The sequence below is a fragment of the Thalassospira profundimaris genome, from assembly GCF_003326675.1.
Taxonomy (GTDB): domain Bacteria; phylum Pseudomonadota; class Alphaproteobacteria; order Rhodospirillales; family Thalassospiraceae; genus Thalassospira; species Thalassospira aquimaris.
Genome location: NZ_JPWF01000002.1, coordinates 138,929 through 160,865, shown reverse-complemented (window position 1 = coordinate 160,865; position 21,937 = coordinate 138,929). Strand labels below are relative to the sequence as shown.

20 protein-coding genes are annotated in these 21,937 nt (G+C 44.3%); 17 read left to right on the top strand and 3 right to left on the bottom strand.

The window, feature by feature from the left end; all coding sequences use genetic code 11:
• Positions 1 to 6: 6 nt before the first annotated feature.
• Together TH19_RS03395 and TH19_RS03390 are read right to left on the bottom strand one after the other, a co-directional pair.
• Positions 7 to 807, bottom strand: coding sequence for a metal ABC transporter ATP-binding protein (locus TH19_RS03395; protein WP_114100932.1), 801 nt, complete (start codon positions 805 to 807; stop codon positions 7 to 9).
• A gap of 64 nt (positions 808 to 871) precedes the next feature.
• Positions 872 to 1,846, bottom strand: a complete 975-nt coding sequence (locus tag TH19_RS03390) for a metal ABC transporter solute-binding protein, Zn/Mn family (RefSeq protein WP_114100931.1) — start codon at positions 1,844 to 1,846, stop codon at positions 872 to 874.
• Positions 1,847 to 1,986: 140 nt separating this feature from the next.
• On the opposite strand from TH19_RS03390, the gene mntR reads away from it, so the two are divergent.
• Positions 1,987 to 2,421: a manganese-binding transcriptional regulator MntR gene (gene mntR, locus TH19_RS03385; RefSeq protein ID WP_114100930.1), complete on the top strand. Its 435-nt coding sequence runs from the start codon at positions 1,987 to 1,989 to the stop codon at positions 2,419 to 2,421.
• A gap of 19 nt (positions 2,422 to 2,440) precedes the next feature.
• Positions 2,441 to 3,664 carry a glycosyltransferase family 4 protein gene (locus tag TH19_RS03380; RefSeq protein ID WP_181846299.1) on the top strand — a complete coding sequence of 408 codons (1,224 nt, stop codon included), beginning with the start codon at positions 2,441 to 2,443 and terminating at the stop codon, positions 3,662 to 3,664.
• Here TH19_RS03380 and TH19_RS03375 read toward each other — a convergent pair.
• Entirely contained in the window at positions 3,661 to 4,809 is a 1,149-nt protein-coding gene (locus TH19_RS03375; RefSeq protein ID WP_114100928.1) for a glycosyltransferase, read from the bottom strand. The two genes, TH19_RS03380 and TH19_RS03375, sit on opposite strands and share 4 nt — an antisense overlap.
• A 206-nt stretch (positions 4,810 to 5,015) precedes the next feature.
• Here TH19_RS03375 and pseB point away from each other — a divergent pair, with 206 nt between their 5' ends.
• Genes pseB through TH19_RS03300 form a run of 15 tightly spaced genes read left to right on the top strand, consistent with a single transcriptional unit; the run spans position 5,016 to position 21,926 of the window.
• Positions 5,016 to 6,074 (top strand): UDP-N-acetylglucosamine 4,6-dehydratase (inverting), encoded by a 1,059-nt coding sequence (gene pseB, locus TH19_RS03370; protein ID WP_181846298.1) that lies wholly within the window; start codon positions 5,016 to 5,018, stop codon positions 6,072 to 6,074.
• Entirely contained in the window at positions 6,059 to 7,297 is a 1,239-nt protein-coding gene (gene pseC, locus TH19_RS03365) for a UDP-4-amino-4,6-dideoxy-N-acetyl-beta-L-altrosamine transaminase (RefSeq protein WP_114100927.1), read from the top strand. Before pseB ends, pseC begins: the two co-directional genes overlap by 16 nt.
• A gap of 32 nt (positions 7,298 to 7,329) precedes the next feature.
• Positions 7,330 to 8,400 carry an N-acetylneuraminate synthase family protein gene (locus TH19_RS03360; RefSeq protein WP_114100926.1) on the top strand — a complete coding sequence of 357 codons (1,071 nt, stop codon included), beginning with the start codon at positions 7,330 to 7,332 and terminating at the stop codon, positions 8,398 to 8,400.
• 2 nt (positions 8,401 to 8,402) lie between these two features.
• On the top strand, positions 8,403 to 9,098 hold the full coding sequence (locus TH19_RS03355; protein ID WP_114100925.1) for an acylneuraminate cytidylyltransferase family protein: 696 nt from the start codon (positions 8,403 to 8,405) through the stop codon (positions 9,096 to 9,098).
• Positions 9,095 to 10,105, top strand: coding sequence for a Gfo/Idh/MocA family protein (locus TH19_RS03350; protein WP_114100924.1), 1,011 nt, complete (start codon positions 9,095 to 9,097; stop codon positions 10,103 to 10,105). Before TH19_RS03355 ends, TH19_RS03350 begins: the two co-directional genes overlap by 4 nt.
• A gap of 15 nt (positions 10,106 to 10,120) precedes the next feature.
• The gene (locus TH19_RS03345) at positions 10,121 to 11,419 is read left to right on the top strand and encodes an aspartate aminotransferase family protein (protein WP_114100923.1); all 1,299 of its coding nucleotides are present in this window, start codon (positions 10,121 to 10,123) and stop codon (positions 11,417 to 11,419) included.
• A gap of 39 nt (positions 11,420 to 11,458) precedes the next feature.
• Positions 11,459 to 12,931, top strand: coding sequence for a UDP-2,4-diacetamido-2,4,6-trideoxy-beta-L-altropyranose hydrolase (gene pseG, locus TH19_RS03340; protein WP_114100922.1), 1,473 nt, complete (start codon positions 11,459 to 11,461; stop codon positions 12,929 to 12,931).
• Positions 12,932 to 12,964: 33 nt separating this feature from the next.
• Complete coding sequence (locus tag TH19_RS03335; RefSeq protein WP_220151686.1) at positions 12,965 to 13,642, top strand: formyl transferase; 678 nt, start codon at positions 12,965 to 12,967, stop codon at positions 13,640 to 13,642.
• Positions 13,643 to 13,658: 16 nt separating this feature from the next.
• Positions 13,659 to 14,729, top strand: a complete 1,071-nt coding sequence (gene pseI, locus TH19_RS03330; RefSeq protein ID WP_258547807.1) for a pseudaminic acid synthase — start codon at positions 13,659 to 13,661, stop codon at positions 14,727 to 14,729.
• Positions 14,730 to 14,744: 15 nt separating this feature from the next.
• On the top strand, positions 14,745 to 15,410 hold the full coding sequence (locus TH19_RS03325; RefSeq protein ID WP_114100921.1) for a PIG-L deacetylase family protein: 666 nt from the start codon (positions 14,745 to 14,747) through the stop codon (positions 15,408 to 15,410).
• A gap of 24 nt (positions 15,411 to 15,434) precedes the next feature.
• Positions 15,435 to 16,028 carry a GNAT family N-acetyltransferase gene (locus TH19_RS03320; protein WP_181846297.1) on the top strand — a complete coding sequence of 198 codons (594 nt, stop codon included), beginning with the start codon at positions 15,435 to 15,437 and terminating at the stop codon, positions 16,026 to 16,028.
• The gene (locus TH19_RS03315) at positions 16,021 to 17,778 is read left to right on the top strand and encodes an ABC transporter ATP-binding protein (RefSeq protein WP_114100919.1); all 1,758 of its coding nucleotides are present in this window, start codon (positions 16,021 to 16,023) and stop codon (positions 17,776 to 17,778) included. The genes TH19_RS03320 and TH19_RS03315 overlap by 8 nt, the downstream gene beginning before the upstream one ends.
• Before the next feature lie 14 nt (positions 17,779 to 17,792).
• Entirely contained in the window at positions 17,793 to 19,274 is a 1,482-nt protein-coding gene (locus tag TH19_RS03310) for a hypothetical protein (RefSeq protein WP_114100918.1), read from the top strand.
• Entirely contained in the window at positions 19,268 to 20,809 is a 1,542-nt protein-coding gene (locus tag TH19_RS03305) for a hypothetical protein (RefSeq protein ID WP_147250705.1), read from the top strand. The genes TH19_RS03310 and TH19_RS03305 overlap by 7 nt, the downstream gene beginning before the upstream one ends.
• 40 nt (positions 20,810 to 20,849) lie before the next feature.
• Positions 20,850 to 21,926: a nucleotidyltransferase family protein gene (locus TH19_RS03300; RefSeq protein WP_114100916.1), complete on the top strand. Its 1,077-nt coding sequence runs from the start codon at positions 20,850 to 20,852 to the stop codon at positions 21,924 to 21,926.
• Positions 21,927 to 21,937: the final 11 nt, after the last annotated feature.

Sequence of the window (21,937 nt, the reverse complement as noted above, 5' to 3'; positions counted from 1 at the left end):
GTCGCGCTATGCCAGGTGCAATTCGTCGATATGGGCTGAAGCAAGACGCCCGCCATAGGTTTCCTGAAGGTTCTCGGCGGTAAAGGTGGTCTCGACAGGGCCTTCGGCAATGCGGCGCACATTGATCAGAAGAACACGATCAAAATATTCCGGCACGGTCGACAGATCGTGATGCACGCACACAACGGTACGGCCTTCGGCCTTCAATTCCTTCAGGACCGATACAATGGCGCGTTCGGTGGCGGCATCAACCCCGGCAAACGGTTCATCCAGCAAATAGAACTCGGCATTTTGCGCCAAGGCACGGGCAAGGAAGACGCGCTGTTGCTGGCCACCGGAAAGCTGACCGATTTGACGGTCGGCGAAATCTGCCATGCCAACACGTTCAAGGCATTCCATTGCCTGTTCGCGGTGGCGTGAACGCCAGAGCCGGAAAAGCCCGACCGATCCGTAAAGCCCCATCAGGACAACATCAATCACACGCGCCGGAAAGTCCCAATCCACACTGGCGCGCTGGGGTACATAAGCCACGCGATCACGCGCCTCGGCAAACAGTTTGCCAAAGATACGGACTTCGCCCGACAGCCGGGGCACAACGCCCAGTGTACCTTTCAGAAACGTCGATTTTCCTGCGCCGTTCGGGCCGATAATCGCGGTCATCGATCCGGCCGGGATCGAGGCATCAACCGAAAACACTGCCGGCTTGTTGCCATAGGAAACCGTCAGGCCACGCACGGTCAGCGGTGCATCCGTGGTCGCGACATCAACGATTTTGCCGGATTCTGCAACCAGTTTGGCTGTGCTCATGGGGACTTCCTTGTTTGCCTGTGCGCGGTTTGGTCAATTAATTACGGCGGTCAATATCGTCGGGTCAGGATGCTGCGGCAAGTTTGCCCTGAAAACCGCCTTCGGGCGCATTGCCGCCAAGGGCACGGGTAATCAGGGTGACGTTATGGTCGATCATGCCGATATACGTACCTTCATAGGTGCCCGGTTCGCCCATCGCGTCGGAAAACAGGGTGCCGCCGATGACAACCTTTTGACCGCGGGCTTCGGCCCCTTCGATCAGGGCGCGAACATTACGTTCCGGGACCGAGCTTTCGACAAACACGGCCGAGATTTTGCGATCGACGATGGTGTTGACCAGTTCCTCGACCCGTCGAAGGCCTGCTTCGGATTCCGTTGAAATGCCCTGGATTCCCAGAACTTCGAAATCATAGCCGCGCCCGAAATAGCTGAAGGCGTCATGGGCGGTCAAAAGAACCCGGCTTGTTTCCGGGACGGTGACCGACACGGCTTTCATGTAATCGATCAGCTTGGCGATTTCGGCGATATGTTTATCTGCATTGGCGCGATAGGTGGTCTCGCCCTCCGGATCGGTTTTGATCAGGGCATCACGCACGGCAAGCACGACCGTTTCCCACAATTGCGGATCCATCCAGACATGCGGGTCATAACGGCCTTTGTAGGTCGCATGGCTCAGACGCTGTGCCTTGTCGATGGCTTCACCGACGGCAACCACATTGCGGCGCTTTTCCAGATCAAGGAAGAATTCCTCAAGCTGTGCTTCCAGATACAGGCCATGCCACAGAACAAGATCGGCGCGCGCCATGGCGGCAATGTCGCTTCGGGTTTGTCGATAGGAATGCGGATCAACACCCGGCCCCATCAAGGCGCGGACCTCTGCACGGTCACCGGCGACCTGGCGTGCGGCATCTGCAATCATTGACGTGGTTGCAACCACATTCAACGGTTTCGCCTGTGCCAGGGAAAGACCGGAAAACAGTCCCGCAGTCAGCAGGGTGATGGTCAGGATAAGGGCGCGCGTGGTTCGAACTAGGCTCATCGAAAGTCCCGAAAGCAAATTGAAATCACTCCAGCGAATATCCACTATTTATGTGCGGACTTTTAAAGTTAGTCAAGGCTAAATTGATTTTTGCAAACTTAGTTGTTATGAAGAACGCGGGACATAAATTGGAGAGATCAATGGGCGATGATACGGCGGTTAACCCGCGTCACAACAAGGCAGAAGTTTTCGCCCGCCTGCGCGATGCGCATGCCAGGGAAGTGACCGAAGATTACGTTGAAATGATCGGCGATCTGATCGCCGAAGAAGGCGAGGCGCGTTCTGTCGCCCTTGCCGAACGCTTTGGCGTTACCGCAGCTACGGTGAATAATACCATCAAACGCCTTGAACGCGACGGTTATGTCACCTCGCGCCCTTATCGCTCAATTTTCCTGACGGAAAAAGGTGAGACCCTTGCCAAAAAATGTCGCGCCCGCCACCAGATCGTCTATAACTTTCTCGTGTCGATTGGTGTCGATCCCGAAATAGCGGAATTCGATGCAGAGGGGATCGAGCACCATGTCAGCGAGGAGACGTTGGCGGTGTTTGAAGGGAGGCTCGATTCCCCGAGATGAGGGATGTTTCCTTTGGGAGTTGGTAGATTTATCTGCTGGTTTGAAATTTTATCGAAAATTTAAAATAGTGAAAAAAATATTTTATTTATCCGAAAGTATATTCCCATCTAAATCTGCCAATAGCGTGCATGTGATGAAGATGTGTGGTGCTTTTGTAAGGCAAGGTTTCGATGTAGAGCTTTTTGGTTATAAAGGGAATGCGGATCTTGGAGAAGTTAAAGATTTCTACAATGTGAAATCTTCGTTTAAGATTTTTCTTTTTTCTACGGCAGATATTTTTGTAAACAGACTTCTTATTTTTTGTAGAAGGTGGGTCCCTGGATTTCGTTACGGTTCGATACCGAACTTTTTGACTGGTGTCAGGGTCGTTTCAGAGATGAAGCTTGGTTGTGATGATGTTTGTTACGGTCGCAACCTTTTTTGGCTGTGTGAATTTGCTAGGCGTTACCCAAATAATCAGTTTGTTTTAGAAGTTCATCGCCCACCTAGTGGGGTGCTGGAGCTGCTTTGCTTAAAATATTTGGTAAGCCGAAAGGGTTTCAAGTCCTGCGTAGTTATTTCTTCCAAACTTAAGGCTTTGATGCTTGATCAGTGCAGCTTTCTAAGGGGGGGGTCTGTTCAGGTTCTACATGATGGCGCGGATGAGACAGGTTGGTTGTTTGGTCAACATCGCGAGAGGTTAGGGGCGTTCAAGGTTGGTTATGTTGGTCATCTCTACAAAGGGAGAGGTGTTCAGGAGGTTTTAATTCATGTTGCTCGAGAGTTGAGTGAGGTAGAGTTCCATATTGTAGGCGGTACGCCCGATGACCTTTCGGTGGTTCTTAAGCGCGGTATTCCTGCAAATATGATCATCCATGGTTTTAAAAGACAGGCAGAACTTCCTAAGTTGATGGAGTGTTTTGATGCTGTTGTTGCGCCTTACCAAGATGTTACAACGGTAAATAATGAAGGAAATACGTCTCCTTTTATGTCTCCGTTAAAGATATTTGAATATATGGCTGCTCAGAAAGCGATTGTAGTCTCAGATTTGCCGGTGCTTCATGAGGTTGTAACGCATAATAAGGAATGTTTATTTGTTAATCCAGAGAATGTAAGTGAATGGGTAGAGGCAATCAAGAAACTTATATTTGATGACGATATGAGGCGTGATTTGGGAGTTAACGCGCGTAAAAGATTAGTCTCGCAATACTCATGGGACGTTCGCGCGGGTCATATTTCTCGATTGTATGAATATAATAGCTAGTGTTTTCTGAAAACGTCTAGGTACAGGCTCTCATATCCCTCAATGCATTTGTCAATTGAGAAATACTTCTTAACTCTTCTTTCTGCATTTTGACCAAGTTGGATGCGTTTGTTCGGGTTTTCAATTAAATAATTGAGTGCAGCTGCCATGCTTTCAGGTGAATTTGGGGGAACGATAACTCCTGTAGTGCCGTGAGTTATCGCCTCGGAGTTTCCTCCAACATCTGTTACTATCATTGGAAGGCCCGCGGACATTCCTTCAAGAATTGCATTCGAAAAACCTTCTTCGTGGGAGGCTAAAATGCCGATGTCGCATCCCTTCAGGATGTGCGAAACGTCAGGTCTTGATCCAAGGAAGCGGACCTTAGTACTTATTTTCAAATAAGTAGCCATGTTTTCTAGATTCGAGCGCTCGTTTTGGTTGCCTCCGCCGACAATTAGGAGATGCCATTTTTTGCTCTGGATTTTATGACAGGCAAATAACAAATCTTTATGTCCTTTATAGGGGATAAGATTAGCAACAATCACCAACAATAGATGATCTTCTGGGATGTTGAGTTCGGACCGAATGTCTCGTCTTTGATTTATTGCAATGGGGGATTCTTTTACGCCGTTATAAATGATTTGCACCAGTTCTGAGGGGGCACCTTCATTGATAAGTTCTTTGGCAACAGCATTTGAGTTGGCGGAAATTCTGTCCATCAAATGATGTAGGTAGCGTTCGTACGAGTATATCGAGAGAGTTGATTTTTTTGAGCTTCGATTTAGGCCGCGCCGACTCATGACTCGTTTGAGATTGAAACGGGAAAAACTTAAAGGGGTAAAAAGTTTGTAGCTGGTAGGTAGGAAAAAATGAACTATGTCAATCTTCATCTTCCGAAGTAAAATAATAAATTTAACGGCAGCCCATGTGAATTTCATTGCCTTGGAAAGAAGTGGTTTTTGCAGGTCCTGAATAAAAAGGGGAGGCGATACGACCTTTATTCCTTGCTCCTTCATTTGGTTTGAAAGTTCACCGTCTTTAGCGAAGCAAAAAACAGTTATATTGAATTTCTCCCGATCAAGGCTAGGAAGTACTCGAAGCAAATGTGTTTCTGTTCCACCGCGCTCTAGGGAGCCGATGACAATTAAGATATTTATTGACATGATTCATACGCGGTTAAGGTGATTCGGTGCCAAAGTGCAGGCCTGGGAAGCGCCATTTGTTGATATTTAGGTGTTGGCATGGTTCTGCTTAGTAGGGTAAATATCGCGTCAACATAACCAAGGCAATGGTCAACATAGCTGATCGAAAAACGAGAACGCTCTCTTGTTCATTGCCTGTTATCATCCAAAATGGAAATGGGAAGTTTATGGGTAAAAACACCAAATCTGGAGCAATTTTCCGAGGGTTCTGCGGCGATTTCTCTGTGTTTGATAATATGTCAATCCTCGTTACTGGCGGGACGGGGTCTTTTGGGCAGGCCTTCGTTAAAAAAACTCTAGAAGACTCTAGGGTAAAAAAGGTTGTTGTTTTTTCAAGAGATGAACTGAAGCAGTACGAGTTTCAGCAGGTGCTTGCGGGCGAAGGTTATGATTTGTCCAGAGTTCGATTTTTTATCGGGGATGTCCGCGATGTAGATCGATTGGAAATGGCATTCAAAGATATCGATTTCGTGATTCACGCTGCTGCTCTCAAGCAAGTTACTACAGCAGAGTATAATCCTTTTGAGTGCATTCATACAAATGTCATTGGCGCAGAAAATATTATAAGAGCTTGCCTGAAAACAAACGTTAAAAAGGTGATTGCTCTTTCGACGGATAAGGCGGCCAATCCAATTAATCTTTACGGAGCAAGCAAGTTAGCTTCAGATAAGATATTTGTGGCGGCAAATAATCTGAGCGGCAGAAATGGATGCAGATTTTCAGTGGTTCGCTATGGCAATGTTGTTGGATCACGCGGCAGTGTAGTGCCGTTTTTCCGAAAGTTACTTCAAGATGGGGCAGAGTTTCTGCCAATTACAGATCCGGAGATGACACGTTTTTGGATAACGCTGAGTCAAGGTGTTTCCTTCGTAGTGTCAAGCCTTGCCGAAATGATCGGAGGAGAAGTTTTCGTTCCGAAAATTCCGAGTATGCAGATCGATGATTTGGCAGAGGCAATGGCGCCCGGCGTGGCACGTAAAGTTGTTGGCATTCGGCCCGGCGAGAAAATGCATGAAGTTATGATCCCGTCGGATGATGCCCGCAACACTATCGAGCTTGAAGATCGCTATGTTATTTTGCCGCAAAGTTCAACTCTTTGGCCGTCTGATGCCTTCAATCGCTACTATCAGATGGGGAAAAACGTGAACCAAGATTTTTACTACGCATCCGATAATAATTCGGAATGGTTGCAGGCTGATGATCTTCAAGAATGGCTGAAAAAGTGAACTCTCCTGAATCAGAAAACGGCGATCGACTACTTCCATATGGCCGTCAGTACATTGACGATGATGACATAGATGCAGTGGTGTCAGCTCTGCGTTCTGATTATCTTACGACTGGGCCTTTAGTTGCAAAGTTCGAGCATAAAATTTGCGAGATAACAGGAGCTACGCATGCTGCAGCTGTTTCTAATGGGACAGCTGCTCTGCATTTGGCCTATTTGTCTCTTGGCATTGGAGAGGGTGATATTGTTATTGTTCCTAGTATCACGTTCCTTAGTAGCGCTTACACTGCAATGCTTGTGGGGGCAGAGATCGTCTTTTCTGATGTAGATAGCAAAACCGGATTGATGACTGCCAATCACCTACGTAATGCAATTTCTCAATGTGACCCTGAACGCATTAAAGCCGTATGCGTTGTTCATTTGAATGGACAATGTGCGGATATGGCGGAAATTTGGGATATTGCAAAACAGTATAATATTCGTGTTGTTGAGGATGCTTGTCACGCTATCGGTGGAAAATACAAAGACAGAACGTGTTGGGAGAACGTAGGTTCGTGTAAGTATAGCGATCTTACTGTGTTTTCTTTTCATCCAGTCAAAACTATCGCAATGGGGGAAGGCGGTGCTGTTGTTGGCCGCTGTGGTGAAAGGTTAGAAAGAATTAGGTCTTTGCGGAATCATGGAATGACTCGCGACGTTGGAAAGTTCACCGACAGGTCACAGGCTTTCTCGTCGACGGGGGTAGCTAATCCTTGGTACTATGAGCAGCATGAATTAGGTTATAACTATCGGGTTCCTGATATACTTTGTGCACTAGGCATATCCCAGTTGTCTAAAATCGACATGTTTGTGAAAAAGCGTCGTGATTTGGTTGACTGTTATCGGAGAATGCTTGGCTGCTATGGTGATGTCTTGCAAAGTACTCAAATCTTTGGCGTTCAAAAACCTGCGTGGCATTTATATGTCTGTTTGATAGATTTTGAAAAGATACGTATATCACGAGCTGATGTTATGGAGAGACTTCGCAAAAAAAATATTCTGACAAATGTTCACTATATTCCTTTGTACCGGCAGCCCGTTTTTAGTGGGTGTGGGGATATCGCCGAATTCCCTGGGGCTGAAGCTTACTATGCCCAGTGCTTATCATTGCCTCTGTTCTTTGATATGGAAGAACGCGAAGTCGAGAGAGTAGTGAATAGTCTAGTTGAAGTCGTTAATTTATAGTTTGATGAAAAAGAATAACAAGGAGAAAGTGTGTGATTAAGATTGGGTCTCGTAGTATTGGTGCAGAATCCCCTTGTTTTATTACTTTTGAGGCCGGGCCGACCCATGAGGGTTTGAATAGCGCAAAGGAATTGGTTCTCGCTGCAAGTCAATCAGGTGGAGACGCCGTAAAATTTCAAATGATTGATCCTGACCGACTGGTCGCTGATCGAAAAATGCTATTCAGTTATGATGTGTTGGTTGATCGAAACACTGGTCGTACGGAAACGGTTTCTGAACCGCTTTATGACATTTTGGCTAGGCGTGCTCTATCCTTTGATGAATACAAAGAGATAAAAAGATATGCCGACACCTTAGGGATATCTGTATTTGCGACCGTTTTTTTTGAGGAAGAAGTCGAATTCGCAGCACGCATAGGCTTTGACTCGTTAAAAATTGCTTCGGCAGATGTTAATCATCTCCCTTTGTTGCGCCAGGCGGCAAAGACTGGACTTTGTCTTCAGTTGGACACAGGTAACGCAACAATTGGAGAAGTCGAACAAGCTATTGACGTGATTAGGGCGGTTGGGAACGAAAACATCATCATTCATCACTGCCCTTCGGGTTATCCCGCAAGAATTGAGGGGATTAACTTAAGGGTAATTCATACACTTGGGCAGATGTTCTCTTATCCAATTGCTTTTTCAGATCACACACCAGGTTGGGACATGGATATTGCTGCTCTGACACTTGGTGCAAAGTTGCTGGAGAAAACCATATCAGCGGATCGCACGACAAGAAGTGTCGAGCATATAATGTCACTTGAGCCGGCTGAAATGTCAGCTTTTGTAAAAGCAGTGAGAGAAGTCGAAGGTGCGCTTGGAAACCCGCGTCGGTTGATGTCTCCATTGGAGAAAGAAAAGCGACTAGGTGTTCGTCGTTCGGTGTTCGCGGCCAAAGATATCCTTGAAGGAGATGTTCTGGATGAAGGATCAGTCGAATACCGGCGGCCCGGGAATGGGATAGCCCCTGACCTCTTTGAAAGCTTGGGGCAAGCGAAGGCTAGGAGAGACATTGCGAAGGGCACGAAGTTAAGTGTTGGAGATCTTGACTGGAAAGGTTGAGGATGCGTCGTATAGCAATTATCCCCGCTAAGCGAAGGTCGCGAAGGTTACCAGAGAAAAATTTGTTGAGCGTTGATGGTGTGCCAATGTTTGCACATTCAGTCAAAGCTGCTCAGAAAGCTGAGGGTATTCACCGCGTTGTCGTATCGAGCGAAGACCACGAAATACTTTCAATTGCGGAGCGGTTTGGTGCACATGTTCATTTGCGTGATCCCAAGCTATCATTAGATACATCAACGGTTGCCGACGTTTGCAAAGCTGTTTTAGCTTCTGAAGCTTCTGCAGGTCGGTATTATGACATTATGGTTGTTCTTTATGCCACTGCGCCCTTGCGGTCGACTGAAATCGTTAAGAAAGTCATGGAACTAGCTGAGCAGGATGAAGTTGACGGCGCGCTTGCGGTTACCGATTACCCATATTCTCCATTCCAAGCACTGAAGTTCACGGATGGGGACACCGTGACGCCTGTCTGGCCAGATCTAGTCGGTCTGAAGTCCGAAAATTTACCACATGTATGTGTCGATAATGGTAGCACCTACGCATTAAAGACATCAAAGTTTATGGAGTTTGGGAGCTTTTACTTGCCTAGGATGAAAGCTTGTAAAATGCCACTATCTGAGTCGATTGACCTTGATGAGCCTAGTGATCTTGAATTGCTAAACTACTTTATTGACAAAAAAAGTAGGTCTTTACGGTGAAGGTTCTTGTAATTGGTGCAGGGTCAATTGGTAGCAGACATGCTGAAATCCTGAAGAATTCGGTGGAAACGGCGGTAGTAGAGCCAAGGGATGACTTGCGCCACAAATTTGAGACCTCGTCTGGACTTAAGACGTTTTCATCAGTTGCGGAAGCAAGGAATTGGCTGCCAGACGGGGTGATTGTTGCTGTCCCAACGGATAAGCATGAAGCTGTAATTAGAGAGTTGGCATGCTTTCATGGACCGTTGATGATTGAGAAGCCGTTAGCAGCAACGCGTACATCAGTTTCCAATATTATGAAAATTGTTCAAAATCGTCCAACGCCGACGTTTGTGATGGCAAATATGAGATGCCATATTGGGCCTCGGATGCTGAAGGAAAATATTGGAAAAATTGGTAAAGTATTCAGCGCCTATTCAAACTTTGGTAGCTACCTACCCGACATGAGGCTTGGGATCGATTATCGCAGTATCTATGCATCATCTCGAGAAAAGGGTGGGGGAGTTCTTTTGGATTGTATCCATGAGTTTGACTATCTGAACTGGATACTTGGTGCGTCAACTCTAAGGGTTGCTGCTTTGTCACGAATTTCTGATTTGAAGATTGATGTTGAAGACCACGCAACTGTCGTACTTTCCCATGTCAGTGGAGCGATCTCTACAGTTGAGTTGGATTATTTGCAGCGCGTAAAGCTTCGTGGGTGCAGGTTATCTGGTCATGAAGGTACATTAATTTGGCAAAGTCTCGGGAAGAAACCAGAAAATATCAAGATTACCTTGCTAAAATCAGGTTCGCAGATCCCGGATGTTCTGTTCGAAGGTGGTTACGATTTAAATACAGCTTACGAATCTTATTTGGCCGAATACTTAAAGGTTATCGGTGGTAAGTCATCCAGCGTACTTTTGAGTGCAGATGAAGCTGCTAAAGAGTCGAATCTATTATTTGATATCCTTGATGCAAATTGCGTTCGCGCTGGAACCCAGAAATTGCAGGAAAATAAAACCTAAACGGATGCGGCCAAAATGAACAAATCACTTATTTTTGCAAATAGCTCTGACCTATATAACAGAGCTTCTAAAATTATTCCTACTGCAACACAGACATTTTCGAAAAGTAGAATGCAGTTTCCAAAAGGAAAATCTCCCGACTTCTTGAAAAGAGGACATGGTTCACATGTTTGGGATGTTGATGGAAATGAATATATAGATTTTTTGATGGGGCTGTTGTCAAACTTACTTGGATATGCTGATCCTGATGTCAACTCCGCTGTAGTTAGACAGTTGGAAAAGGGGGTGTCTTTCAGTTTGGCAACCGAGCTTGAGGTTGAACTAGCCGAGAAAATCCAGAATCTTATGCCTAGCATGGAAATGGTAAGGTTTGGGAAAAATGGTACGGACGCAACGTCAGCTGCGGTTCGAGTTGCGAGAGCTGCAACAGGCAAAGATGGTGTTATCGCTATTGGTTATCATGGCTGGCAGGATTGGTACGTTGGCGCTACGTCTCGGCATAAAGGGGTGCCGCAAGCTGTCTCGGAGTTGACTAAAAAAGTACCTTATAACGATCTAGTTGCTTTGGAGGCCATGATCGCACGCATGCGAGACAATGTAGCCTGCGTTATTCTCGAGCCAATGTCAGTCGTTGAACCTTTCCCTGGATACTTGAAAGGCATCAGAGAGATAACCGAAAAGAAGGGAATTGTCCTGATCTTTGATGAAGTTGTAACTGGGTTTCGGTTGGCAAAGGGCGGAGCGCAGGAGCTGTTCGGTGTGCGCCCCGACTTGACAGCTATAGGGAAAGGAATGGGAAATGGTTTTCCTATTTCTGCAGTTGGCGGTCGTCGCGATCTAATGATGGAATTTGAAAATGTATTTTTCTCAGGCACATTTGGAGGTGAAGCTCTGTCACTTGCTGCATCTATTGCTGTTATCGATAAAATCAATCGTGAAGATGTGATCGGTAATATTTGGCAAAAGGGCGAATTGCTAAGAAGTGGAATACTTGCGGAAATACGGAAGTGTGGGCTTGATTCCGCAATTAAACTTCAGGGGGTTGCTCCCTGGCAGATTTTAAGTTTTGATAAAATACATTCTGCTTCTGCAGCTGAAGTTAAAACGTTCGTTGCTGTAGGGTTAATCACATCTGGGATTTTGACAACGGGTACATTTAATATGTCATTTTCTCACTCCATAGAAGACATTGAAGAAACTGTTTCTTCTTTGGCGCGGATTTTTAGTGCATTGACTGAAGAAGCTAAAGTGCCGGGACTAGGAGAAAGGCTTGGCTGCCCATTGATCGAGCCAGTCTTTAAAGTCAGAGACTAGATCGTTTTTGCTTATTGCCGAAGTAAGGATTATAGCAAAATGATTGTGGACTTTCGCTTTGATGCGAGCCATCAAATAGGCGGTGGGCACGCATATAGAAGTGTTGCATTATCTAGGTGGCTTCGTGCGCGTGGCCATTCCTGCCGGTTCATCCTTAATCGTGAAGCAATAAATGTATTACCTTTCCTGAGAACGGAGGGGGTCGATTTATTTGTAGTAAGTGACGATCAAAGTATTGAAATTGAACAGATCGTTAGCATGGCCCCCTCTGACATCTTCGTGATTGACCATTATGGCAAGGACGAGAGTTTTGAAAGGGCTGTAAAACGTGACGGTACGCTCTTAGTAAGTGTAGATGATATCCCAGGAAGAAAGCACAATGTTGATTTGTTAATTGACCCTACTTACGGTCGGGAGGTACGTGATTATTGCTCCTTGATACATGCAGATTGTAAAGTGTTATGTGGCTCGCAGTTTGCCGTTTTAAGAAAAGAGTTCTCTCAATTGAGAAGCCGAAGAAGGCGCGCTGTAGTGTGTCGCTTAAAGCGCATGTTGATTTTAGCGGGTAGTTTGGACCCCAATCGCTTGATCCCCTGGTTCCTTAACGCTGTTGAAACGTCATTCCCTAGCTGCTCTGTCGATATTGTTGTTGGAGGAGCATGTCAGCATTTAGATGAGGTTCGCCTCTCTGCTGAAAAATCCCCTTGCAGCGTGTCACTACATGTCGATGCAGAGAACGTCGCCGAATTAATGAGCTCTGCAGATTTGGTGCTTGGTGCTGCAGGTAGTTCAGTGTGGGAAATCTGTTCGATTGGGGGGGCCTCAATTGTTAAAGTTATCGCATCTAACCAAGTTGATATCGCAAAAGTACTGCAAGAAAATCAAGCCGCATACGTATTGTCCGACGATCCCGAAAATGGGAAGAGTGAACTAGAAAGTATTCTTAGGAAACTTTCAGAGAACCCTGGCCATTTGGAAAGGATCAGACTAAACGCCGCAAAGATGTGTGATGGTCTTGGTGGGGAAAGATTAGTGGCGTTTTTTGAGACTGTTATGCTGGAGCGCTCTGAAAATAAAGTAACAATCAGACCTATTCGAGAGGAAGATGTCGAAATAGTTTATAACTGGCAGATCGAGCCGGGGATGAGATCGTATTTCAGAAATCCAAAGTCACCAACGTGGCGAGAACACGTGAAATGGTTCGACCTGCGCCTAAAATCTTATCCTGATATGACATATATTGCAGAGCTTAACAATGTACCTGCAGGATTGATTCATTTGTACCCATTGGAAGATAATGTCTTTGAAGTATCTATTTTGGTTAGCAGGCAAATGCAGGGAAAGCGTGTGGCGTCGGAAGGCTTGAGCCAACTGCTTGATATACATGCAGAAAATACATTGACAGCAGTTGTCTCGGCAAAAAATGTTGCCTCTTTAAGGTTGTTTAAGTCGAAAGGATTTGTGCCAAGTGCGGGGAATAATGTTTTAGTACGTAAACCAGTTTCGCAATAGTTACAGCTACAAACATATATCTTGGTGCTTATTATGGAAGACTACATTATCGCCACAACCAAAACGTGGAACTTGGCTCAATTTGAGGCAGCACGGCAAAGGTTGCCTGGTAGATGGACCCTCTTTACCTCTCCAGATGATCTAACCTTTGAGGTGCTTAACAATCTCAAGCCGAGATATATATTTTTCCCTCACTGGTCTTGGATTGTGCCCAAGGACATCGTGGACAACTTTGAATGCGTACTGTTTCATATGACCGATTTACCTTTTGGAAGGGGGGGCAGTCCTCTACAAAATTTAATTGTAAGAGGTAACACCAGTACTAAATTAACAGCTTTGAGAATGACGACGGAATTAGATGCTGGACCTATTTATTTGAAGTCTGAACTTTCACTTGAGGGGCGAGCAAAGGATATTTTTGTGCGCGCCAGTGCTATGTGTTTCGACATGATCGAGGACATTGTTACGCAACAGCCGGAGCCGTATCCGCAATCTGGACAAGTTACCGTTTTCAATCGCAGAACTCCGGCGGAGAGCAGCTTACCTTTAACCGGCACAATTCAAGGACTCTTTGACCACATCCGAATGCTTGACGCTCCTAGCTACCCAAATGCTTATTTGGAATATGGCGATTGGAAAATTGAGTTTACAGATAGTGTGATATCAGATCAGGGTTCTTTGAAAGCAAGAGTGACAATTTCTCGGAAGTGAGAATAGTGGCTGCAGAATGAAAGTTTTGAACATGAGAAAATTCATAGACATCGGCGGCAGAAAAATCGGCGATGGTCATCAGCCGTTTATTATCGCTGAAATCTCGGGCAATCATAATGGGGATCTGTCCCGCGCTTTTCGAATCATTGATGCAGCGTACGAAGCAGGTGCTGACGCTGTTAAGTTGCAGACTTACACTGCAGATACGATGACGATCAATAGTGATCTTCCCGATTTTCAAATAACGCAAGGGACTTGGGCCGGATACAACCTATACGACTTGTATAGGGACGCGGCAACGCCTTGGGAATGGCATGCGCCACTCTTCGAATACGCTAAATCAAAAGGCCTCGAGATTTTCAGTACTCCATTTGATGAAAGTTCTGTTGATTTCTTAGAGAGCTTCAGTCCAGCCTTGTACAAGGTGGCTTCCTTTGAGCTTACGGATCATCCTTTGTTGCAATACATCGCAAGAAAGGGAAGGCCAATAATTATTTCGACTGGGATGGCCAGCATTGAGGAAATTGAAGCTGCTGTTCAAGTGATAAAGAATTCAGGAAATGATCAGATAATTGTACTACATTGTATCAGTGGCTATCCAACCCCTGTAAATCAAAGCAATTTGCGGACAATTCCGGATCTTGAAAAGAGATTGGGTTTAAATATTGGACTGTCGGATCATACTCTATCAAATGCGGTGGCTATTACTGCCGTGGGTCTTGGTGCGTGCGTGATTGAGAAGCACATCACATTGAAGCGTTCAGATGGAGGGCCTGATGCAACATTTTCTTTGGAACCGGAAGAATTTAAAAAACTTGTCGCGGACTGCAAAGATGCATTCCTAGCGCTCGGTAGTGCAGGTTATGTCAGGCGCGAAGTAGAGAAGGGCAATGCCATCTTTCGGCGGTCTATTTATGTCGTCGAGAACGTTAAAAAGGGTGATGTTCTTACAGAAAAAAATGTGCGACGAATTCGTCCTGGATATGGGCTTGCTCCAGAGAGATACAGAGAGATACTTGGAAGCATAGCATCAAGAGACTTGCATGTTGGTAAGGCATTAGCCGAAGACGATTTCCAACCCCAATAGAGGCAGAGTTAAATCATGACGAGAGTGCTCGTTGTAGCAGCACATCCTGACGATGATATCTTAGGATGTGGAGGAACAATTGCACGCCATTGCGATAACGGTGATGAAGTTCAGGTTGTTTTCATGACTGACGGTGTATCAGCCCGTGGTATTGATCGTAAGGCTGTAGCCGATCGGTGGAAGGCTTGTGAAAACGCGCTGAGCGTACTTGGTGTCGGCCTGTATCATCGGCTTTCTTTTCCTGATAACGAAATGGACTCTGTTTCCCTTTTATCGATTGTAAAGAAGATAGAAAACATAGCATCGGATGTTGCCCCCGATATAGTTTACAGTCATTTCATGGGCGATCTAAACATTGATCACATGTTGACAGCAAGAGCTGTTTTTACAACATTCCGTCCACAACCGGGTTCATCCGTGAGAACGCTTTTAAGTTTTGAGGTGCCTTCAAGTACGGGGTGGCTGAAAAACGATTTTTGTCCAAATTATTACGTTGATATTAGCGATCAAATTGAGAGAAAAGTATCCGCTCTGTTGAGTTATAATATGGAATTGCGGGACGAGCCGCACGCGAGATCGTTGTCTGCCATCAAGAATTTAGCTAAATATAGAGGATCTTCAGTGGGAAAGAAATTCGCTGAAGCTTTTATGCTTGAGCGCAATGTTATTTGGGATGAATGAAGATTTTCATTTAGGAGAATTACTTTGTCGAGAGTCAGGGATTTTAAAAATAGTTTTGAAAAATTTTCAGTCTGTCCTGATATTAAATTAGATATATTTCGAGAGAATTATTTATCAGAAAATTACGTTTCTTGGTTAAATGATTCAGAAGTAAACAGGTTTTTGGAATGCCGGCATAGTGTCAATGATATTACTAGCTGTAAGAACTATATAGCAGAAAACTATTTTAGCGATTCGTCTGTTTTGTTTGTTATCGTCGAGGGAGAGAAGAATGCTATTGGTACAGTTAGGATTAGCAATATAAATGAATATTACAAAACAGCAGATATCGGTTACTTGATTGGGAATCCGTTATTTTGGGGGAACGGTATTGCAACAAAATGTGTAAGAAAAGTTTGTTGTATTGGATTTGAGGATTTGTTTTTGAGAAAAATAACTGCAGGATATTATGCGAGTAATATTGCGAGTTGTCGACTACTTAATAGATTGGGATTTTCGCAGGAAGCAACGTTGCGCGAGCAGGTAATTGTTGGTGGAGTAGTTGAGGACGTCTTCCGAGCTGGTCTTTTTAGGGGAGATTTAATTAGTCAAAGTACTCTAGGTAATAGATATGCTTGATCGCAATATAGAGTCAATGCGTCACAGCACTCAGCATGGCTTGCTTAAAATGGTTTCGTGGTTTTTGAGTGAGCATCCAATTAGGGCGATTGTTGCGGTTTTACTGTTCTTACTTTCAGGTGTCTCTGAGAGTTTTGGGATCATAATGGTATTGCCATTGCTTGAAACATTACTAAGCGACGGCGGGTTAGGACAAAGTTGGATATCATCGCTGGTCGCTACAATCTTTGAACTTTCGGGCTATGAGCCGAGCACAATAGGTGTGGTTATTTTGATGGTGTCTTTAATGGCGCTAAAATTTTCTTTCACCCTCTCTGCAACGATGATCATCGGTTTCTTTACAGCAGATATTAGTGCTCGTGTCAGAACTGGCTTGGTGGGAGCGTTGTTTTCTGCTCGCTGGGAGTTGTTCTCTCGTGAAAAGACATCTGACTTCGTTCAAGCAATTTCCAACGACGCTGGCAAAACTGCAGACTCCGGGCTGGCAATAAGTAACTTTTGTGCAAAGTCATTGCAGGTTCTTTTCTTGATAATTGCGACGTTTGCACTGGATTGGATGTTCGCATCTAGCGCCGTCATTGTCGGGGCAGTTATTTTATCGATTTCCGTTTGGCCTATCAGATTGGCTAAGAGGGCGGCAACTAGGCAAGTCTCAAATACCAGAGGGCTGGCTAAAACGATGATTGACGTTTTGTCAGTTATGCGTGTTGTAAAGGCCATGAGCCGAGAAAAGTATATTCTCCCAAGAGTTGAAGGTTTTATATTTCGACTGAAATCTAACCAGATTTGGGGAGTTTTCAGTAATGAGCTTTTAAGGTTGTTACCCGAGTTTCTAGCTGTTGTTGCACTCTCGATAAGTATTGCGTTTTTGGTGCCAACTGCGGCTTTGGACCCTAAGGTTTTTCTTTCTTTTTGTTTTTTGTTTGTCCGAATTCTGCAAAGTCTTACTCAAGTACAAGCTCTCTATAAGAATCTTCAAACGGGACAACCAGCGTTTTGGTTTGTCATGAATTTGTATAAGGCTACTTCGACTTATTCTGAAACTCCGTGTGGAGATGTAAATGTGCCGCAATGGCAGACAATAATCTTAGACAATGTTTCGTTTGGATATGACGAAACATATGTACTGAGAGAAGTTAATCTGACGATTAATAGAGGTGAATTTGTAACACTAGTTGGACAATCAGGTAGCGGAAAAACAACAGCAATAAATTTGCTCATCGGATTGTTGGAGCCCACAGTTGGTCGTGTAATGGTTGATGATATAGACCTAATTGCGTTGAACAGGGCTCAGTGGCGATCTCGAATAGGATATCTTCCTCAAGATTGCGTATTATATGCTGGGACTCTATTCGAAAATATTACACTGGGAGATCCGTCCATAACCGAAGAAGCTGTATGGGTCTCATTGCAGAGAGCCGGCGCTACTGAGTTTGTTAAAAAATTATCTCATGGGCTCGACCAGCAAGTCGGCGAAAAGGGTGATTTCTTCTCGGGAGGTCAGAGGCAGCGCTTGGCGTTGGCGCGAGCTTTGGTGGGGCAGCCTGAGATTTTGATTTTAGATGAAGCAACATCTGCACTTGATGAGGATAGTGAAAGAGAGATTTGCAGGCAGCTGCAAAACTTGAGTAAAGATCACGAATATCCAATTACGATCATAGCAATTAGTCACAGAAGTGCATTAGCGAAAGTTGCTGATCAGGTTTACACTGTTCGCGATGGCGAACTCATGACTTGCTCATTGAGCTGAATGTGGAATGTACTATGAGATTTATTGTCATTGGTTTCGGAAGCGATTGGCAAAAAGATGCTGTAGTGAGAGCCGTCGATGAAGCCGATGGAGAAATTGTTTGGTGGAATCTCGCAGAAAGTAAATGGAGACAAATTGTTCGATCTAAATGGCCCAACGCGTTCTTGGGCTCTGCAGCGGACATGGGCTCGTTTTCGGGATGTAAAAATGTTTCCTTAGACGAAGTGATAGAAGCGTCAAAAGGTTTGGAAGCCATTTTGTGGCCGAGCTTTTTTAAGGCGAATAACAAGTTTAAATTTCACCGTCTAGGGCATGATGCGCATTTTTGTTTCTACAGTCAGGTTGGTATTGCATTAAGTATATTGGAGACATACCGGCCAGATGTCATAATTTTTGGGAATGTTCCAACTGGATTTGTTCCCCAGGCGATTTATCACTTAGCGAAGAGGAAAGGAATACGAACTAAATTACTTAAAAGAATGCTTATACCCGACTTCGATGAGTGCAGTGTTCTTATCGAATCTATCGAGGATGGGGCAGTAAATATAAAAAATTTATATCAGTTTCATTTGAACAACAAGAATTTGGGGGAGCTTGAGCTGTTGCCTCCTGTCCAGAGGCATTTAGACCGAATGTGGAATGGAACGACTATGCAAGACCAGGTTCCTGTGTATTCCAAGTGGCTAAAATATAGTGATAATGGCAAAAGTAAACTCAATGCTCCAAGTGTAAAATTATTCCGATCTTTGATAAATTCAGTGGCATTTCGAGTGGGTTTGAAAAAACAGGGGTTAGGCGGTGCGGACTCACTTACTTCGGCCTTTCAGAGGCGCCGTTTGTATAGATCATATCAGAGTAAAGTCAGTCTATTCTCGACGGGGGAAAAGTATATTTTTGTCCCTTTGCATTATCAACCGGAAGCATCGACATCGCCAAATGGCGGAATATTCGCTCATCAAACAGCATTAATTGATATGCTGTCGAAGGCGGTTCCAGACGATTGGGTGATATATGTGAAAGAGCAGCCATCACAGTTATTGTATTACTATCCAAATGATATCTTTCGAACTGATAAGTTCTATAAGCAAATCACCGATTACCCGAACGTTAAGTTGCTATCTGTTTTGGAATATAGTCGTCCGGTCATTGAGAAAGCGGAAGCAGTTGCAACGGTTACTGGGACGGCGGGGTGGGAAGCCATCAATCTTGGGGTGCCTTGCTTATCGTTCGGTTCTCCTTGGTATCAATATTGTGATGGAGTCGTTCAAATTAGAAATAGAGATGATCTAATCAAGGCAATTTCTAACTTGAGCAGCTTTACACCGGATAGGAATAAGATTCTTATCTTTCTAAAATGCTTGCAAAAATACTGTATGCTCGGCGGCTATCGAAGTGACGCTAATTTTACTGGCGACGAGTATGATAGGAAGGTGCAGCAGTTACAGAGTATTATGTTGCGTGGTTGCATTGAGGAAGATGGCGTCTTAACGTGTTAGATTTAATGAAAAACTCATATAAAGGAAAAAAAGTTCTTATCATCCAGCAGAGAGATTGGGCAAAGCGAATAGGCCACCCATTAGCATGTCGCCTCAATCAGTACGGAGCTGACGTTGGATGCGTGGTTATTAAGTCATCTACTATGAAGTTTATTTCCAACCAAATGGACTTTAAATATTCGTTCATTAAGTATGCTGATCCCATTAAAGATATAGGGCCTGGTCACCTCAGTATTTCGGGGATATCGCTTGACGACGTTTGTAAGGGATTAGGTGTCGATACAGTATGGACATTGGTTCAGTCTTCTAGAAATCACGTAAAAAATTATAAAGAAAAATTTTATTACAGCTACAGGCAGGGGATGACGGACGAGTGGCTTGAGGCTTTTATTAAAGCTACGTACAAACATGTTTGCGAAGTTGTTGACCACTTTAATCCAGACATTATTTTCATGCCTAATTTTGCCGCTCTCCAACAGATTATGTTCTCTCTGATTGCGAGGCAGAGAGGTATAAAGCTTTGTGGTGTGGTTGACAGTAAAGTTCCAGGAGTTTTTCTTTTTACAGAGAGTCATTTGGCGCAAAATACAAAGTTTTTGTCAGTCGCGGAAAGCCTAAAAAAGGGAAATTCACAGTCGGGAAACTACAAAAAGGCATTGGATTTCGTCGATGCACAAAAAAAGAAACTAGCCCCGCCAAATAATATTGATATAGCAAGCATTGTAACTAAGAATACAGGGTATCTCGACCTTCTTAGAGGGGGTGTGAATGTTGCAATTAATTCATGCTTTTTCTTTGTCGATTTGTATTTAAATAAAGTAATAAATTATAAAAATAAGGTAAGTATTGACTATCGACCGCCAAATATTCTTTTGAGAGATGAAGTGTCGGCGTGGTTGAACCGTTATAGTGCGGAGCGACGGAGGTATACGGCGTTAAGTGAAGTGAAATCCTACGCATACTTTCCATTACAAGTGCAGCCCGAAGCGACTATTGACGTCCACGCTACTCGGTTTAACAATCAGTTGGAGACGGCGCGGCAGGTTGCTATGTCGATGCCTGGTGATATGACCTTGGTTGTGAAAGATCACCCGAATATGTCCATGCGTCGGTCTCGTAGCTATTTAGACAAAATTCAACGCCTCCCAAATGTGAAGCTAGTAGATTTTCGTATTTCAACGATAGACGTTGTTCGTAACGCTCAATTAGTAATTAGTCCGTCAAGTACGACCATGTTTGAGGCAGCTTATCTCGGAGTTCCAGCTATCCAGTTGGGGGAGCTTGGTACTGCTCGTGCCTATCCTAATATTTGGTACCAACCAGTGTTGCATGAATTGCCATCTACAATTAAGCAGGTTCTTTCCGAATGGAAAATGCTTGATTCGGAAAAGTATCTTCATGATCTTACGTGTTGTGTCGCCGCAGCTTATGATACTGGTTTTGAGGCAAATTACTCTAAAGTATGGAGTGGGGACACTTCATCGGATCTTGAGCTAATCTTGACAGCGTTCTTGCGAGAAGGCCTGATCAAATAGCATAACGAGACATAGTCGTTGCCGCTAGAGAAGGGACCTAATGATAGATTTGGAAGTAGTGGTGGTTGCCGGCGGGAGGGGGACCCGTTTAAAACCAATCCTTGGCGACACGCCCAAAGTTCTTGCGGAATTTGGTGGAAAGTCGAATCTTAGTAGAATTGTTGAATTGGTAAACCGTCATGGCGGCACCAAAGTGACGGTTCTTGCGGGGGTTGGTGCTTCCAAAGTTGCACAAGAAATAGATAGGTTAAAAATTCTAATGCCACACGTTCGGATCGAGCTGCTTATTGAAGAGCAGGAGCTCGGGACAGCTGGTTGTTTTAATGTGTTAAAAGGTAGGCGTGATCACTCTTCATCACTTCTAGTGATATATGGTGATATTCTGTGTGATTTTAGCATTCCACATTTTCTCCATGCGCATGAGAAATCAGAATGTTTAGCCAGTGTCTTCGTTCAGCCAAATAATCACCTATTTGACTCTGACTTAGTTGAATTATCTTCTTCTGGGAAGATAAAGAGAATCCATAAGAAGCCTCATTCTGTGTCAATTAGCGGAACTTTATCTTTGACCAACGCTGCGGTTTATCTAATTAAGGTCGAAGCGCTTGATCGACTTAATCCTGGTTGCAGTGACTGGTTTCATGACGTTTTCCCGCGATTAATAGCGGATGGATACGGGGTATATGGGTACGATAGTTCTGAGTATTTGCACGATTATGGAACTGAAGAGAGATATGCAAAGGCATTAATTGATATTGAGCGGGATATCGTTGGTAAACGTAATAAAGGTGTGATCAGAAATTCTCTATTTTTGATCGAACGTTTAGTCCGGACAAGTAATATTGATCAGAGAAACACTCTAATAGATCTTTTAAAAATAGCAAACGAATATCGAATCCCAATAGTTCTAATGACTGAAGGTAGATTGGAGCCTTGGATACATTGGTGTTGGGAAAATAACGTTTATTTCGATCATGCCAAGCAAGGATCTAGTTTTAGGGACATAAAATTAAATTTCGTGGAGAATAATAACTTAGTCGTATCCAGTGAATTCAATGTTTGCAATAGCGAAAACATGAAGACGGCGTTAACAGTATTAAAAGAAAATTCACAATGATAATATCTAGG

Excerpts from the sequence above, each read along its gene's own strand:
- TH19_RS03395 (WP_114100932.1), bottom strand. The coding sequence starts at position 807 with ATGAGCACAGCCAAACTGGTTGCAGAATCCGGCAAAATCGTTGATGTC.
- TH19_RS03390 (WP_114100931.1), bottom strand. The coding sequence starts at position 1,846 with ATGAGCCTAGTTCGAACCACGCGCGCCCTTATCCTGACCATCACCCTG.
- mntR (WP_114100930.1), top strand. The coding sequence starts at position 1,987 with ATGGGCGATGATACGGCGGTTAACCCGCGTCACAACAAGGCAGAAGTT.
- TH19_RS03375 (WP_114100928.1), bottom strand. The coding sequence starts at position 4,809 with ATGTCAATAAATATCTTAATTGTCATCGGCTCCCTAGAGCGCGGTGGA.
- pseB (WP_181846298.1), top strand. The coding sequence starts at position 5,016 with ATGGGTAAAAACACCAAATCTGGAGCAATTTTCCGAGGGTTCTGCGGC.
- pseC (WP_114100927.1), top strand. The coding sequence starts at position 6,059 with ATGGCTGAAAAAGTGAACTCTCCTGAATCAGAAAACGGCGATCGACTA.
- TH19_RS03355 (WP_114100925.1), top strand. The coding sequence starts at position 8,403 with ATGCGTCGTATAGCAATTATCCCCGCTAAGCGAAGGTCGCGAAGGTTA.
- TH19_RS03345 (WP_114100923.1), top strand. The coding sequence starts at position 10,121 with ATGAACAAATCACTTATTTTTGCAAATAGCTCTGACCTATATAACAGA.
- pseG (WP_114100922.1), top strand. The coding sequence starts at position 11,459 with ATGATTGTGGACTTTCGCTTTGATGCGAGCCATCAAATAGGCGGTGGG.
- TH19_RS03335 (WP_220151686.1), top strand. The coding sequence starts at position 12,965 with ATGGAAGACTACATTATCGCCACAACCAAAACGTGGAACTTGGCTCAA.
- pseI (WP_258547807.1), top strand. The coding sequence starts at position 13,659 with ATGAAAGTTTTGAACATGAGAAAATTCATAGACATCGGCGGCAGAAAA.
- TH19_RS03325 (WP_114100921.1), top strand. The coding sequence starts at position 14,745 with ATGACGAGAGTGCTCGTTGTAGCAGCACATCCTGACGATGATATCTTA.
- TH19_RS03315 (WP_114100919.1), top strand. The coding sequence starts at position 16,021 with ATGCTTGATCGCAATATAGAGTCAATGCGTCACAGCACTCAGCATGGC.
- TH19_RS03310 (WP_114100918.1), top strand. The coding sequence starts at position 17,793 with ATGAGATTTATTGTCATTGGTTTCGGAAGCGATTGGCAAAAAGATGCT.
- TH19_RS03300 (WP_114100916.1), top strand. The coding sequence starts at position 20,850 with ATGATAGATTTGGAAGTAGTGGTGGTTGCCGGCGGGAGGGGGACCCGT.